The sequence below is a fragment of the Prosthecobacter gellanilyticus genome (genome assembly GCF_007992435.1).
Lineage (GTDB): Bacteria > Verrucomicrobiota > Verrucomicrobiia > Verrucomicrobiales > Verrucomicrobiaceae > Prosthecobacter > Prosthecobacter gellanilyticus.
The window spans coordinates 276,675-292,624 of sequence record NZ_BKAG01000001.1; the positions used below are offsets into that span (position 1 = coordinate 276,675).

Below are 15,950 nucleotides of genomic sequence, written 5' to 3' on the forward strand. Positions count from 1 at the left end.
GAATGATTGGATGGAAGGTGGCTCAGCCGCGTGGACGGACAGCAGGCTCACGCCCCCAGATGCGACCGTTTTTAGCAGCCTGGATAAAGTCCCCAGTTTCTTGTCCGACTTCGATGGTTCCTTCGTCAGCTTTGACACCTGCAGCATCGAGCAGCGGCCTGGCGTCCGGGGAATAGCCGAGGACTTTGCAGTGGCTGAAAGCATCACTCACCCAGTCCACCGCCGTTTTATCGGCGGCGAGCTGATCGCTGCTTTCCTTGGAAGAGAGGATCACGACAGCGTCAAACAGCACGGAGGGGGCGCCAGAAAGGGCCATGTCTGCTTGCACCACCTTCTCCTCGCCATCCTTGGCACCACCGACCTTCGGTGAGATGACGGCGAGCACGGCCTTTTCCGCTGCGGCACTCTTCCGGAGGGCGGCGAGGGCTGCGGCATTAAAGCCATCTGCCACCAGCACGCCGATTTTTCTGCCCGCCAGGATCTTGGGGGCCTTGCCCAGAATGCTAAGCGAGGGAGACGGGGGCAGATCATGGGCAGGAACAGCCGGCTTGAGGGTCTCACTAGTCTCCTTCATGCCGAGCCCTGCGGCCACTCCGGAATGCAGCGTGGCGTCCACCTGTGCGAGGTGGGCCAGCATGCGGACACGGACCTCCTTGGATTGCACCTTGGACAATTCAAACGTGAAGGCATTGATGATGTGCCGCTGCTCTGTCTCATTCTGGGAGCGGAAGAACAGGCGTGCCTGCGAGTAGTGATCCCCAAAGGTTTCCGAGCGCTTGCGCACCTTGGGTCCCGTCATCTCCTCAGGCGCAGAAATGAATCCTTGGGCGGGATTTTCGCGGGGGCCTTTGCCGCCATCTAGCGAGTTGGGTTCATAGGCTACGCGGCCTTTGGGCACCATGGTCTGATGCATGCCATCGCGCTGGAAGTTGGTGCCGAAGCCCATGGGACAGCCTTTAGGCTGGTTGATGGGCAACTGATGAAAATTAGGTCCGCCCAGCCGCGAAAGCTGCGTGTCCTGATACGAGAAGAGCCGACCTTGCAGGAGGGGATCATTGGTGAACTCGATGCCGGGCACCAGATTTGTCGGCAGGAAGGCGATCTGTTCAGTCTCGGCGAAGAAGTTGTCGGGATTCCGATTGAGCACCAGCTTCCCGACGATGCGCAGCGGCACGATCTCCTCTGGCACCAGTTTCGTGGGATCCAGCAGATCAAATTCCAGCTTGGCTGCCGTCGCGTCGTCGATCACCTGCAAACCGAGTTCATATTCAGGGAAATCCCCGCGCTCGATAGCCTCCCAAAGATCTTTACGGTGAAAGTCGGGGTCCTTGCCATTGATCTTCGTGGCCTCATCCCAGAGGACGGATTGCACGCCGAGCTTCGGCCGCCAGTGAAACTTAACAAAGGACGCCACCCCTTTGGCATTGATGAGGCGGAAGGTATGCACCCCAAAGCCCTCCATCATGCGGTAGGAGCGCGGCAGCGCGCGGTCACTCATCACCCACATCAGCATGTGGTTGATCTCCGGCATGAGGGACGCGAAGTCCCAGAAGGTGTCATGGGCGGAGGCCGCCTGCGGGATGCCGTTGTGCGGCTCCGGCTTCACGGCATGCACCAGGTCTGGGAACTTCATCGCGTCCTGGATGAAGAAGACGGGGATGTTGTTCCCCACGAGATCGTAGTTTCCCTCCTTGGTGTAGAACTTCACCGCGAACCCGCGAACATCGCGAGCCAGATCGGCAGAGCCGCGCTCACCCGCCACCGTGGAAAAGCGCACGAAGACTTCTGTCTTCTTCGCGGGGTCCTGCAAAAAGGCAGCCTTGGTGATGTCTGCCTGAGACTCGTAGCACTGGAAATATCCGTGCGCCCCTGAGCCGCGTGCATGCACTATGCGCTCCGGGATGCGCTCATGGTCGAAGTGCTGCATCTTCTCGCGGAAAATGAAGTCCTCCAGCAGCACCGGTCCCCGAACGCCTGCCTTGAGCTGGTTTTGATTGTCCGCGACGGGCAGGCCATGATTGGTCGTTAGGGTTCCTTCTTCCTTGGCTTCCGCCGTCCGCTTTTCAGACTTGGGTTTCGTCGTGGCCGTGGCTTGTGCCTGGGCGTGAACCTGGTGACTCAGGCCGAGGCATAGGACGGACAGGAGGGCAGTGGAGAAAAGAGAGTTCATGGTGACTCCCTTTCGCGCCTCGTGACCCTTCGCGTGTGTCTATTCAGTCGCGCTGATGATGACTAGGCTTGAATGAGTCCGAGGCCTGATGGGAAGGGGTAGTTTAAAGGGTAAAGTCAAGATCTTCCCGCACTATGAATAACAAGACGTAGGTTACGGAAGAAGGGCTAGAAATTGTCTCGCGCGTCCCGCAGTGAATTTGGAATGGGGTTTGTAACCTATCAGGTGATCCCCGATTCGCCGAAAAGGGTGGTCTAAGGTTGAGGGCGTTTTCGGTAACATTAACGATTCTCTTACTATGAACACCACCTGCCCGTCTTCAGCTGCTCTGGAATCGTCCGCCGGTTTAATGCCAAGTGACGAGGAGTTGTTGTGTGCTATTCAGGAACGCGACGAACTAGCGATGCAAGTGCTCTTGAGACGCCATCAAACATTGTTGAAAAGCGTAATCTCAAGAATCGTCGGCAGTGATGCTGCAACAGACGACGCCCTCCAGGATACATTGTTGGACATCTGGCGCTCTTCGCACCATTATTCGATGAACAAGGGGAAGGCGGTGGCTTGGATCACAACCCTCGCTAAACGGCGTGCCATTGACTACGTGCGCCGAACTGCCACCTATAACTCTCTCAAAGATCGCGCGAAGGTGGAAACCAAGATACATTTAACTGCTTCCAATGTCGGTAGCGACTGTGAAGATGTGGATCTGAGCCAAGCCCTTCAACAGAACATTCGTTTGTTACCAGCGGCACAGCAGGAAGTCATCCATTTGGCTTTCCTCCAGGGAATGAGCCAGCGTGAAGTGGCGGCAGCGATACATCTTCCGTTGGGAACGGTAAAGACACGCATCGAACTTGGCCTCAAGAAACTTCGTTCGGCCTTCCGCACCAGACATGCAATGCACACTCTTCAGGCGGCGTGATTAGAGGCAGGGCTGCTGCCGGAGCAGAGAGCGCGAAACATTGCGGTGCGATGAGCCGTCAGACACTCCTGTCCTTGGGTGTTGAGTTTGAAAAAGGGTAGGCATGTCATCAAAATATCTTCGCTAGTTCGCCCATGTCTATTAAACGAACGTGTGGATATGGTGGACTCGCTGCCAGTGTGTTCCATGATGCTAGATAGGGATGTGTTATATGTGTTGTCTAAAGACGCAATATAGGGAGTGCTCTAACCATGATGTCCTTTTGCTGGAAGTGCGACATCAGAACAATTCGATACTGAGCCCACCATGCTGGATCGAGCTCATCTACTACTGCTTCATACATCACCATCTCATCACGCGTTTCGTCGCCTGCATCCTTCCAACGTCCTTCTGCTGGAGCTTGAACATAAGCTGTCACGCCGCCAAACTCATGAGTCAGTTTCGCTTTAACCTGCTCATGCAGTTCTCCCGGTAGCGGCTCATGTTGATTGTCGAACAGCGGTAGGAGGATCTGAACAAGATGGTGGGACATACGGCAACAACGTGGAGAAACATCCCAGATTGTTAAGGTGAAAGGATGTCTTTATCATCGGGAGACAGCCCAGGGAGCACCATGGAAGTCGGCAGAATCGATAAACAGGCACTATGAAAGCCGCCGTTTACCACCGTCCTGGGAAGATCAGCATCGACAACGTGGAGGATCCGAAGATCGAGGATGTCCAGGATGCCATCGTCCGTGTCACTGCCACTGCCATTTGTGGATCTGATCTGCATATCTACAATGGATTCACCCCGCAGCTGAAGCCGCTGGTGATGGGGCATGAATTCATGGGGATCGTGGAGGATGTGGGTAGTGGAGTCACGAAGTTGAAGCGCGGGGACCGTGTGATCGTGCCCTTCCCGATCGCCTGCGGCGGTTGCTTCTTCTGCAATCACAACCTGCCGGGAGCCTGCGAGCACTCCAACCCTGGCAAATACGGCCCGGAAGGTGGACTTCTGAAAGAGAAGGGCGGCGGCATGTTTGGTTATACCGATCTCTATGGCGGCTATGATGGCGGCCAGGCGGAGTATGTGCGGGTGCCGTATGCGAACTTTGGCCCGAGGCTGGCACCTTCCGGCTTCTCAGATGACGAGGTGCTTTTCCTGACAGATATTTTCCCCACGGGCTTCAGCGCGGTGGAGTGGGGCGGTGTGAAGGGCGGCGAGACGGTGGCGGTCTTTGGCTGCGGGCCGGTGGGCCTGATGGCGCAGAAGGTGGCCTGGGCGCGCGGGGCGAAGCGCGTGATCGGCGTGGACCTGGAAAACTATCGCCTGCAAATGGCGCGTGAAGCCTGCGGGTCCGAGACGATCAACCTGCATGATGTGGATCCGGTGGAGGCCATCCGTGACATGACGGAGGGCCGCGGCGCGGATGTGTGCATCGATGCAGTGGGCCAGGAGGCAGAGCGTAGCATCTGGCAGCGCATTGCCAACATCGTGCACATGGAGGTGGGAAGCCTGAATGCCTTCCGTATGTGTCTGAGCGCGGTGCGCCGCGGCGGGGTGGTAAGCGTCGTCGGCGTGTATGCAGTCCCATATGACAACTTTCCGTTAGGCCAGATTTTTGACAAGGGCATCACTCTGCGCTTCGGCCAGGCCCCCGTGCATGCGTGCATCGACGACCTGCTGCAGTGGGTGGAGAACAAGCGCATCCGGCTGGATGACATTATCACCCACAAGCTGACGCTGGATGAGGCTCCGCATGCCTATGACATCTTCAACCGCAAGCAGGACGGCTGCGTGAAGGTGGTCATGTATCCGGGCCAGAGCAAGGCCGCCGCCGCTGAGATCTGAACTTCCGACGCCTGCGTCTGATCTCTCATCCGTCCTTGATCCTCAATCCCCCCCCTATCCCTCACTCCTCCTTTCATATCCTTCATCACCTGCTTCCTATGAACACTGAAACAACTGCCCTCATTACCGGTGCCTCAAGCGGCATCGGCCTGCACCTTGCGTATGAATTTGCCAGACATGGGCATCCGCTCATCCTGGTGGCACCCAACCAGATCGAGCTGGATGCGGTGGCGGAGGACATCCGTTTGACGCATGAGGTGGCGGTGTATGGCATCGCTGCGGATCTGGAGGTGTTTGACTCGGCGCAGATGGTTTTTGACAAGATCAAAGAGCGCGGCGTAAAGATCGAGATTCTGGTCAACAACGCGGGACATGGCTACCGTGGAAAGTTCTGGGAGATCCCGATCGAGAAGGATCTCTCAATGATCCGGCTAAACATTGAGGCGGTGCTGCGGATGACGAAGCTCTTCCTGCCGTCGATGCTGGAGCGCGGTCATGGACGGATCCTAAACACGGCTTCGGTGGCAGGTTTTGAGCCGGGCCCATGGCTCAGTGTTTATCATGCCAGCAAGGCCTTCGTACTCTCCTGGAGTGAGGCATTGGCGACAGAGCTGAAGGACACGGGTGTGAAGGTGACGGCACTCTGCCCTGGCCCGACGGACACGGACTTTTTCCCGAAGGCCGGGATGGAGAATGTGCGCGGCTTCCAGAAGGCTGATGTGATGGCTCCGCAGGATGTGGCCAAGGCGGGTTATGAAGGCTTCATGAAGGAAGATCTCTTCGTGGTGCCCGGCATGATGAACAAGGCGCTGGTGGCCGCCCGCCGCGTGCTTTCAGAGTCCGCGCAGGCGAGCATGAACGAGAAGTTTTACGAGGAAGTGCCGCCGGAGGAGAGGAAGCGCAAGCGCGGGGACATCGAGTCCAAGGCTGCGCAGGAGTATGCCGCTGAGAGGCGATAACGAACTGAAGATTCACTGACCAACTATTTAACTCGAACCCATTCATTCTCATGAACTCAGAAAAACACGATTCCGGACCGCATGCCTCCCAGACGGCGAATCCAAGACGCCGTGGTTTCATGGGAGGACTGACCACCGGGGTCATGACTGCTCTTGGATCCCAGGCATTCGGCAAGGACGCTGCTCCAGCGGCAGCCAACGCACCCACTCAAACTGTCATGAAAGATCCTCTCAAACAATATCCAAAGCCCCCTTTCGAAAAGCAGCTCCAAGAGTGGCCAGGCCTTGCCTCCAAAATGACGCCTCGTCCCGATCACGGTGAGCAATCCTATGAGGGACGTGGACGTCTTTTGGGAAGGAAGGTGCTGATCACTGGAGGGGACTCAGGCATTGGCCGCGCTGTCGCCATCGCCTTTGCACGAGAAGGTGCGGATGTGGCCATCAACTATTTTCCGACCGAGGAGCCTGACGCGAAGGAGGTGGTGGATCTCATTCAGGCTGCAGGCCGCAAAGCTGTGGCCCTGCCGGGAGATCTGCGTGAGGAGGCGTTCTGCAAAAAACTCGTTGCGGATGCAGTCAGCAAACTCGGAGGACTGGACATTCTGGTGAACAACGCCGGCAGGCAGCAGTCGTGCGACTCGATCCTCGACCTAACCACCGAGGCCTTTGATGCCACCTACAAAACCAATTGTTATGCTCCGTTCTGGCTCACGAAGGCAGCGGTTCCACACCTTGCTCCTGGTTCCAGCATCATCTTCACAGCCTCGGAACAGGCGGACGAGCCCTCGCCCAACCTGTTTGATTATGCGTCTACCAAGGCGGTCAATTCCAACTTCACCAAGTCCCTTTCCAAGCAACTCGCTGAGAGAGGCATCCGCGTGAACGCCGTGGCACCCGGGCCGGTCTGGACCCCTCTTCAGATCAGCGGCGGACAGCCGCAGGAGAAGCTTCCGACCTTTGGCGAGAAAACAGCCCTCAAACGAGCTGGCCAGCCTGCCGAGCTTGCGCCCGCCTACGTGCTCCTGGCCTCTCAAGAATCCAGCTTTGTGACCGGGCATATCTATGATGTTCAAGGCGGTAAAGCTGGCTAATGTTGCATGCTGAAATTAGAACTCGCTGCCTCGGTTCAGCTTTGAGCCCTAACCAAAGCTGCAACTGAGGCGATGAGTTCAGATGGATCGACCGGTTTTGAGATATGCATCTGAAATCCAGCATCCAGGGCTTTCACCCGGTCGATTGAGCGGGCGTACGCCGTTAACGCGATTGCTGCGAGCTTGCCACCGGCAGCGGAGGGCAATGCTCGCACTTTACGCATGAGGGAATAGCCGTCTTCAACCGGCATGCCAATATCGCTAACCAGAACATCAGGGGATTTTGTCTGAATTAGCGTGAGAGCGTCGGTGGCAGAGCACGCAATACGGACTCTTGCGCCTGCCGCTGTTAACAGGCGTTGCACAAATGCAACAGCATCGGCCTCATCATCCACCACGACCACATCAATCCCCTGCAAAGGATGATCGTCAGAACGGTCTGAGATGCCCAGCTCTTCATGGCCTGAAGGCTGGCTTGCGACTTCCAATTGTTCTCTTCCATCGCTGACCTGTGAATGAGTCGGCAGGCTGATGATAAAGGATGCTCCGAGTCCTTTGCCAGGGCTGAGCACACGAACCGTTCCTCCGTGCATTTCGACAATCTGCCGCACAATGGATAATCCTAGCCCGAGCCCTCCATGAACCCGCGTAGTGCTCGCGTCGGCCTGGCGGAAACGGTTAAACACGTATGGTAGAAACTCAGGCGCGATACCCTGACCGTTGTCGGTGACACAGACCTCAATGTTGCCTCCCATTGTTCGGACGCCTACGTGCACTTTACCACCTTTCGGTGTGAATTTGACGGCATTGGAGAGCAGGTTCCAAAATACCTGCTGGAGACGATTTGGGTCGCCGGGGAAAGACTCAGTGACCTTCGCTGCTTCAAAATGAAGCTGAACGCCTTTACCATTGGCAGCCGGTTGCAGTGTGTCGACAGCCACACGGACGATCTCCGTGAGATTAACGGCTCGAATCGTAAGCCGAAGTTTGCCGCTCACGATGCGACTCATGTCCAAGATATCTTCAATGATCTGGGTTTGGGCGCGCGCATTTCGGGAGATGATTTCCAAGCCCTCTGTAAGTTCTCCCGATGGATCTGGAATCATCTGAAGGAGTTGTGTCCAACCGACGATGGCATTGAGGGGAGTGCGAAGTTCGTGTGATAGCGTGGCAAGGAACTCATCCTTCATGCGGCTGGCCTGCTCAGCCTCCATTCGCGCCGCTCGTTCTGCATCAAGGAGGGACTGCCTATCAGACAACGCCTGCTCTAGTAGTGCCTGGCTCTTCTCCAATGCCTGCCTTGCCAAGACACGGCTGGTGACATCGACAGCATGATCATACACGCCATAGGGGTGACCTTCGGGATCGCATACTTGAAGATAGGTGAAGTCGAAATAGCGGTCTTCGACGGAATCCGTGCCTTCACGCGTAAAGCGTGCTAGCATTTCCGTGCCTGTGAAGGGATTTCCGCTGTGGAGGACTTGCCTCAGCATTTCATCAAATTCTTGACCTGCCAGTTCGGGCACCGCCTCTAAAAGAGACTTGCCCACCAGCGTCCTCTGGCCAAACCATCTTTGATACTCCGGATTAACGCGCTCGAAGATGAGATCGTCGCCACGCCACAACGCCATGGCGGCAGGAGACTCCCGAAAAATCAGTTCAAGTTGATGGCGCTGAAAAGCCAGCTCATCTTCCGCCTTTTTCTTCCCGGTGATGTCGATGACAGTGCCGTCAAAGCTGGCGAGATGCCTGTCCGTTCCATGGCCTTCATACGCCGCCCTACCCCGCGCAGTGACCCAGTGAACTGATCCATCGGCATGTACCACCCTGTACTCACAGGCATAGGGCTGGGGATCCAAGGGATCAATGGCGGCGGCAACTTTGTTACGCACCAGTTGACGGTCGTCTGGATGGATGATGGCAAAAGCCTGCTCATAACTCAGGATGTCATCCGCCACCCCAAAAATGGCGCGGAAGCGCTCGTCGGACTCGAGCGCAAGGGTCCGAAGATCAATGTTGAATGCACCAATACCTGCAGCATCGAGGGCAGCCTTGCGCTGACGCTCACTGGTGACGATAGCCTCACGCGCGAGCACTGCTTCGGTCACATCTACTCCATGCACGAACACACCATTAATATTCCCGTCGGGAGCCCGGAGAGCTTGGTAAACAAAGTTAACGAAGCGTTGTCTGTCATCACCCAAATGTTCAGGTCCGAGCAGGGCAGGCACCTCTGTCCCGCTGATCGGCCTGCCAGTTGAGTAGACTTCGTCCAGCATTTCAAAAAAACCTTGTCCAACAACTTCAGGCAAGGCTTCCCGAACTCGAAGACCGATCAGATTGCGCCGACCGACCAGACGATAGTAGCCGTCATTGGCCAGTTCGAATATGTGGTCTGGGCCGCGCAGAATGCAGATAAACGCAGGTGCCTGCTCTACGACGGCCGCCAGATTCGCCTTCTCGGTTTCGATGGTGCGGATGAATTGCTCACGCTCTTTCGCCACCTGCCTGCGATTTGTCACATCACCGAACACGCCGTATATTCGCTCGGGCATGCCATCTGCACCCATCGCAATGTTTCCCATGCTAATGACGGTGCGAATTTCTCCATTGGGATGGCAGACGTCATATTCAACCTCCAGTCTTTGTCTGCGCTTTTGTAGGACCTTTGTCACCTCGTCGCGGACGGTTTGCATCATGGATGGCACAATGCGCCCGAAAACATCCGTTGAAGAGATGGGCTGTTCTGCGTCAAAGCCAAACAACTCGCGGCTGTGGATATCCATTGTTACCTGATCAGACAACATGTCCCAGTCAAAGGTGCCCATGTCTGCTAATGTAAGGGCAGAGCCCAGACGGGCCTCATTGCGGAAACTTGCCTCCGCCAACATTTTCTGGTCGTGGATGTCAGTGAGAGTTCCATACCATCGGCTTCCCGAGCCACCTGCGTCTGAAACAGGCAGGCCGCGATTGATAAACCATCGGTAACTTCCATCGTGTCCACGTCGCAGCCGCACCTCATGTTCGAATTGTTTTCCAGTCATCAGCGCTCGCTCCCATGCTTCGCTCATGCGCAGTACATCCTCTTTATGGAAAGGAAGTTCGTGGCCGGGCTGCCTCGCCGCCAGTTCCGATGGCAGGCCAGTGTACTCTAGCCACTTGCCATTGTAGTAATCAATCACACCGTCCGCTCCCGCCGTCCAGACGATCTGAGGCATGGAATCGGCCATTTGTCGGAATCTAAGTTCGCTGGCTTGGACCTCACGCAGCGCCCTGGCTCGCCTTACTTCGGCCGCTGTACGGTCCGCCACTTGCTGGACCAGCGAAATCTCGCCCTGTGTCCAGTCTCGTGCGCCACACTGATGAACAACAAAAAGCATGCAGAACTTACCTTCGATAAGAACGGGAACATCGATGGCAGCAAGCGCCCCGATTTCTGTAAGAGCGTTCAACTCCGCACCAGCCGGATACTCGGCAGAGGCATCGCGGCGCACATGCGTGCGGCCTAACCGGTAGTCAGCAAGCAGACGCTCACCGTAATCTGAGAGTCTGTGAGTTGTCGCTTGCAGCTTGGGCATCCCCTCAGTCTCCCATGTTTGCGGGACAGAAACGGTTTCACCGTCTGGTGATGCTTCGGCTACCAAAACACGGGACACCCCCAGGTGCTCTCCCAGCATCTTTTCGACTATTCCAATAATTTCTTCAGGGGATGAGCGACCCAGAACCGCTTGAGTCAGACGATTCAGGAATGAAAGAGTTTCGGCTTCGCTGTGAGAAACGTTTGCGGCACGCATCTCGTGCAAGGAGTCGGCAAGGGGCATACGCGAAACAGATTAGAGATATCTGACGTCAAAATAAAGCATATCATCGCCAAATGTACAGGGATGATCCTGCGCTACGCTGCGTGCACTCTTCGCAATCCATCTTCCGCACTTGGCACGAGCAGAATCGGCACCAGAAGCGATATCCAAACAAACGATGCGCTTCTATACTTCATTTATGGGCTATTTTGCAGCGTTGTGCACGTCTTGCACTACTCTGCCGCGTAAGCCCCTCACCCCCGCTGCTCGTGTCGATCTTCAACGGTACATGGGACCCTGGCGGGTGATTGCGTGCATGGATAACAAGCTGGAGCGTGACTTTGTGGACGCTGTCGAGACCTACACGTTAAAGGGAGATAGCCGGGTTGATGTTCACTTCGCCTGGCGTGAAAAGAGCTTCGACGCTCCGGTTAAGACCCACGATTTCTCAGGTCGTGTGCGATCTGATGGGAGCAACGCACGGTGGAAGATGCGGCTCTTTCCCTTATTCAGCGCGAGCTACGTTATTCTTCATATTGCGCCTGATTATTCGCGGGTCGCTATCGCACATCCCTCGCGCAAATTTGGATGGGTGCTTGCGCGCGAGCGCACGCTTCCCGAAAACCAGTATCAAGAACTGATGGAGGTCTTCAAGCGGGCAGGATATGACACGTCCAAGTTTATCCGTGTGCCCCAGGTCGCGAAGGCACCTGAAGATCCTTCACAGCAGCGAAAGTAGCGTGACTGATAAAGGCTTGAGACTGAGGCCGCACGGCAGTTGCGCCCGACGCCGGAGTTGGAGAACCTGCTGCTCATCGTGATGAGCGGCTATAGGTAGCGCGGATTATCAAGAGACCGCCAGGCAGGCTGGGTTTGATGAATATCTCGTTAAACCCCATCGGTCTTGAGAAGTTATGCATCATCCTAAGACAGCGCTTTTGAAGCCCCCTCAACGAATGAGATGGCGCAAATCATTGCCAGGGAACGCTAACTCTTGTGACTTCGGGGCTTTCCAACTCTTAAGACCTCCAGCGTATAGCCTCGCCCATTTTCAAATGGTTTCACTTCACCTGTGATCTGCACGACGGGATAGCGGATAGTGTTCAGCCCGTGCATACGGTAGGCGGCAGCGAAAATCTCGCACTCCACTATACCGCTGCGGTCGCAGATGGAGATGAACTTCATGGGCTGACCGTTCTGCTGCGTGTGGTGGCGGCTTACAATGATGAGGCCGCACACCGTCACCCGCTGGCCATGGTAGCGGTGCAGGTCGGCAATGGGACAATACGTGTGCCAGGCAATCTGCGCATGAAGGTCGAGGGGATGGCCGGTGACGGTGTAGCCGAATAGTTCTAGCTCATCGTGGAGCTTCTGCTGGGGGGTGGGTTCTTCTCGGAAGGTAGCACGAATGTCGGCTTCGGTGGCACCGTGGAAAAGCCACTGGGCCCCTGTATGGGCATCGCGTGAGGCATGGAGACAACGCCAGAACTGCTCTGTCCGATTGCTGCCAAGGCTGTCGAATGCAGCAGCGCGAATCAGGTTCAAGGCTTCAGGCCCTTCCGGGCGCACGCGTTCGCAGAAATCACGCACGCTGTTGAAGGGGGCACGGGCCCTTTCACCCCGGCAGCGCGTCAGCGTGGCCTCAGAGAGGTCTTTGATGCAGCGAAGGGGCACGCGTATAGCTTTCCCCAGCGGAAGACCTGGCGTGCCGGTGGGGCTTTCGGAACGCGCGACGGTGAAAGCATCGCTGAGGTGGTTTACGTCGGGAGGAAGAAAGCCGATGCCGATGCGGCGGCACTCCAACGTGTAGACCAGCGGCGAGTAGAAGCCCTTCCCGTTCGTGAGCACTCCGGCCATGAACTCAGCAGGATGGTAGTGTTTAGCATAAGCTCCCTGATAAGCCTCGACTCCGTAGGCTGTAGAGTGAGCCCGGCAGAATGCATAGCCCTGAAAGCCCGCCACAAGATCCCAAACCTTGGCAATGGTCGTTTCCTCGTGAGCACGAGCGATAGCGGCAGCGATGAACTCGTGACGGACTTCCTCGACCTTCTTCATATCCTGCTTCACCAGGGCACGGCGGAGGACATCGGCCCGGCCTGGCGGCAGTCCGGCAAAGGCCTCGCAGATTTGCAGGATGTGCTCCTCATAGGCCACGACGCCAAAGGTGGAGCGCAAAACAGTGGTAAGGCTTTCGTGCGTGTAGTCCACGGGTTCGAGACCTTGCGCACGCCGAGCGAACTGAGCTTTCTTGAGACCATTGGCTGCGCCAGGACGAATGACTGAAACAATGGCGATGAGACGGTCAATATCACGCACGTCTGCCATGCAGGCGAGGCTTGTCATGGCTGGGCTTTCGATATGATGAACGCCGCGTGCATTACCAGTGGCGATCATGTTCCAGACACCAGGATCACTCCACGGCTCGACTTCGCCTGCTCGTGGTGGGTTTTCTGTGTCACCCGCGAGACCGACTTCAAGAGAGTGGAGATTCAAAGCCGGGACCAATGCCTGCGTGTCTCGCAGCACAGCGAGGCCTCCTTGCGCGAGGATGTCGAGCTTGATCAGCCCCACGGCCTCGACGGCGTCCATGTCAAAGTGTGTCGTCTGCCAGCCTTTGGTGCTGATGAAGGTGGGGGTGAGGCTGTGGATGGGATCACGGGACAGCACGACGCCGCAGGGATGCATCTTCGCGTAGCGTGGGAAGCCGTCGAGCATTTCGGCCATGAGCAGCGCCGTGCGCAGCGGCTCTTCTTTCCAGGTGGTGTTATCGCACTCGCGAGACATTGCGACGGCATCGGCGGCGTGGCGCGCATCCGTCCATGGCATGTGTTCGGTTAGGCGGCGGATCTCGTTCTCGGCAACACCGAGCACCTTGGCGACATCACCAAAGGCGGAACGTGCCTGGAAGGTGTTGAAGCCTCCAACGATGGCGGCGTGCTCAGGGCCGTAGCGGTCGAGCAACAGTCGCACAACGTCGTCTTTACGATCGTGCGCGAAATCAATGTCGATGTCCGGGAGCTTTTGCAGGGCCATGCGATCACGATTCAGGAAGCGCTTGAAATACAGCTCGAACCGGATGGGGCACACGTTGCTGATGCCAAGAGCGTAGCAAACGAGTGAGTCGGCAGCGCTACCACGAGTGATCCAACCAATGCCAAGCTCGGCGCATTCCTGAAGCAGATGCCAGACGGTGAGAAAATATTCCTCATAACCAACTTCGCCGATGATGGATAGTTCTTCGGATAACTGCGCCTCGTGCAACTTTGCCTTGCGGCCATAGCGCTGGCGTAAGCCCTCCTGCGAGAGACGCCGGAGCATCGCAGCAGGTGTAGAACCATCTGTCGGCGTATAGCGTGGGAAGCGCAGGGTTTTGAAGTCGAAGGTGAACTCGCACCTCTCGACAATGTCCTCGGCAGGCTGCCCCTCGCGGAAGAGAAAACTGCCCTTCCTTTTTTGCGGGTGCGGCTCATGCAGGAGAGTGAGCGTCTTCATGCTCTGGAGAATGTCGAAGAACACCTTATCTTCGCCGGAGCGATATCGAACCTCGGGCTGTGAAGCGGCAGGAACAAATATCAGCCCCTCCTGACGTTCGTAGAGCAGTGGATGGGTTATCTTCGGGGCTGACAACAAGTGACATAGGTTTGCGTAGCCACATTGATTCTGCACATACGCGAGCAGCTGCTTTTGATCACAGCGGAGCTCAGCGCCGATGATGGGCTTGATTCCGGCAGCGGTGGCCGCCTGGAAGAACGGGACAGCAGCGTGTAGATTTGAGTCGGTGATGGCAACCGCAGGCATGTCGAGCTCCACGGCTGCCTCAATGATGGCAGGAATCGTGAGCGTGGAGTCGAGGAAGCTAAAACAACTCTTCACGTTGAGTGCAGACGCTGCTTTTGGGGTGCTCTGGGGGATGAAGATCAGCGACTCGCCGGGACGTTCGCGAAGAACACGATTCGTCACTGTGGCATGATCGGCAGTTTGCCGGGGTTTGGGCAAGGTCTGGCGGGGAGCGTTCTTCTGCTGGGTCAGCCATAAATCATGGCCACGCATAATGCTGCGCTGGGAACTGCGCAGGTCGTCAATGACAAGCGCCAGCGTGTGCAGTCTCTCGCGCTTTACGTCGGAGGTCTCCAGCGGAAGCATGGCGCTAAATCCCGCTTCGTAGATTTTAGTGTAACGAAGGCCAATGAGGCGCACGCTTACCCGCCGCTCCCAGGCTCGCTTGAGCAGGGGAGTAAGCAAGGGGTAGAGATCATGTTCCAGGTCGGTGGGTTCATCGAGGCTGGCGGAACGGGTCACCTCGTCCATGTCATTGTATCGCAGGCGCAAGGTGACCGTGCGAATACTCTTCCCATCCGAACGGACTCGGCGCATGAGCGCGTCGGCCATTGCCCGCAGCCTGGCTATGATGAACACGTTGTCGGTTGTGTCCTGATTGAAGGTTTCCTGCTCGCCATAACTTTTCGCCTCGGGTGCATCACACACTACGGGCCGCTGGTCGTGCCCCAAAGCATACTCCCGCAGTGCAGGCGCGCCGTTCCCAACGAGCAATGAGAGTTCATCTGTGGGTGTGTGTGCGATGTGCTCAATGCGGCGTAACCCTGCCGTGTTGAGTTTGGCGGCGAGGGCAGGGCCTACCTGCGGCAGCCATTTGTTTTCCAGGGGCCAAAGAAACCCCTGCTCGAAACCTGGCGCTACTTCAATGTAGCAGTGGGGCTTGCGAAGCTTGCTGGCGATTTGAGAAACCAGCTTGTTCGAACCGACGCCCACGGAAACGGAGAGTTTCAGGCTTTGGGCGATCGCGTTCTGCATTCTGGCGGCCGCATCGCAGGCCTTTGTTTGGCGGGCGCCATGCAGATCCAGGTAGCATTCGTCAATCGAAGCCAGTTCCACGATCGGCGTGAAGTCATAGGCATACGAGAACATGAGCCGCGAGAAGCGCTCGTAGAGCTCAAAGTCGCAGGGGAGGACGATCAGGCCGGGGCAAAGCTTGCGGGCCTTGACCGTGGGCATGGGCGTGTAAATGCCCAGCTTCCGGGCTTCGTAGCTGGCAGAAGCGATGATGCCCCGACGTTCTCCCCCCACGGCCACGGGACGTCCCCGCAGCTTTTTATCCGCTGCCTGCTCCACGGAGGCGTAGAACGCGTCGGCGTCGAAATGCAGGATCATTTGCCA

At 56.8% G+C, this 15,950-nt stretch carries 9 protein-coding genes; 5 read left to right on the forward strand and 4 right to left on the reverse strand.

Annotated features, from left to right (window positions below; all coding sequences use genetic code 11):
• Positions 1-22: 22 nt before the first annotated feature.
• Positions 23-2,170 (reverse strand): catalase, encoded by a 2,148-nt coding sequence (locus tag BGE01nite_RS01125; RefSeq protein WP_146848408.1) that lies wholly within the window; start codon positions 2,168-2,170, stop codon positions 23-25.
• Positions 2,171-2,468: 298 nt separating this feature from the next.
• Between BGE01nite_RS01125 and BGE01nite_RS01130 the strand changes: the two genes are divergently transcribed.
• Positions 2,469-3,092, forward strand: coding sequence for an RNA polymerase sigma factor (locus tag BGE01nite_RS01130; protein ID WP_146848409.1), 624 nt, complete (start codon positions 2,469-2,471; stop codon positions 3,090-3,092).
• A 220-nt stretch (positions 3,093-3,312) separates the two neighbouring features.
• Here the strand turns inward: BGE01nite_RS01130 and BGE01nite_RS01135 are convergent, their stop codons facing one another.
• Positions 3,313-3,624: a hypothetical protein gene (locus BGE01nite_RS01135; protein WP_146848410.1), complete on the reverse strand. Its 312-nt coding sequence runs from the start codon at positions 3,622-3,624 to the stop codon at positions 3,313-3,315.
• A 113-nt stretch (positions 3,625-3,737) separates the two neighbouring features.
• On the opposite strand from BGE01nite_RS01135, the gene BGE01nite_RS01140 reads away from it, so the two are divergent.
• The 3 genes from BGE01nite_RS01140 to BGE01nite_RS01150 all read left to right on the forward strand — a co-directional run bounded on the left by BGE01nite_RS01140 (position 3,738) and on the right by BGE01nite_RS01150 (position 6,975).
• Complete coding sequence (locus BGE01nite_RS01140) at positions 3,738-4,925, forward strand: zinc-dependent alcohol dehydrogenase (protein WP_146848411.1); 1,188 nt, start codon at positions 3,738-3,740, stop codon at positions 4,923-4,925.
• Between the two features lie 98 nt (positions 4,926-5,023).
• Positions 5,024-5,884 (forward strand): SDR family NAD(P)-dependent oxidoreductase, encoded by an 861-nt coding sequence (locus tag BGE01nite_RS01145; protein ID WP_146848412.1) that lies wholly within the window; start codon positions 5,024-5,026, stop codon positions 5,882-5,884.
• 50 nt (positions 5,885-5,934) lie between these two features.
• Positions 5,935-6,975 carry an SDR family oxidoreductase gene (locus BGE01nite_RS01150; RefSeq protein WP_425485682.1) on the forward strand — a complete coding sequence of 347 codons (1,041 nt, stop codon included), beginning with the start codon at positions 5,935-5,937 and terminating at the stop codon, positions 6,973-6,975.
• 35 nt (positions 6,976-7,010) lie between these two features.
• Here the strand turns inward: BGE01nite_RS01150 and BGE01nite_RS01155 are convergent, their stop codons facing one another.
• Entirely contained in the window at positions 7,011-10,796 is a 3,786-nt protein-coding gene (locus BGE01nite_RS01155) for a PAS domain-containing protein (protein ID WP_146848414.1), read from the reverse strand.
• Between the two features lie 178 nt (positions 10,797-10,974).
• Here BGE01nite_RS01155 and BGE01nite_RS01160 point away from each other — a divergent pair, with 178 nt between their 5' ends.
• Positions 10,975-11,514 carry a lipocalin family protein gene (locus BGE01nite_RS01160; RefSeq protein ID WP_281292021.1) on the forward strand — a complete coding sequence of 180 codons (540 nt, stop codon included), beginning with the start codon at positions 10,975-10,977 and terminating at the stop codon, positions 11,512-11,514.
• Between the two features lie 248 nt (positions 11,515-11,762).
• Here BGE01nite_RS01160 and dnaE read toward each other — a convergent pair whose 3' ends face one another.
• Positions 11,763-15,944, reverse strand: a complete 4,182-nt coding sequence (dnaE, locus tag BGE01nite_RS01165; RefSeq protein WP_146848416.1) for a DNA polymerase III subunit alpha — start codon at positions 15,942-15,944, stop codon at positions 11,763-11,765.
• Between the last annotated feature and the right edge of the window lie 6 nt (positions 15,945-15,950).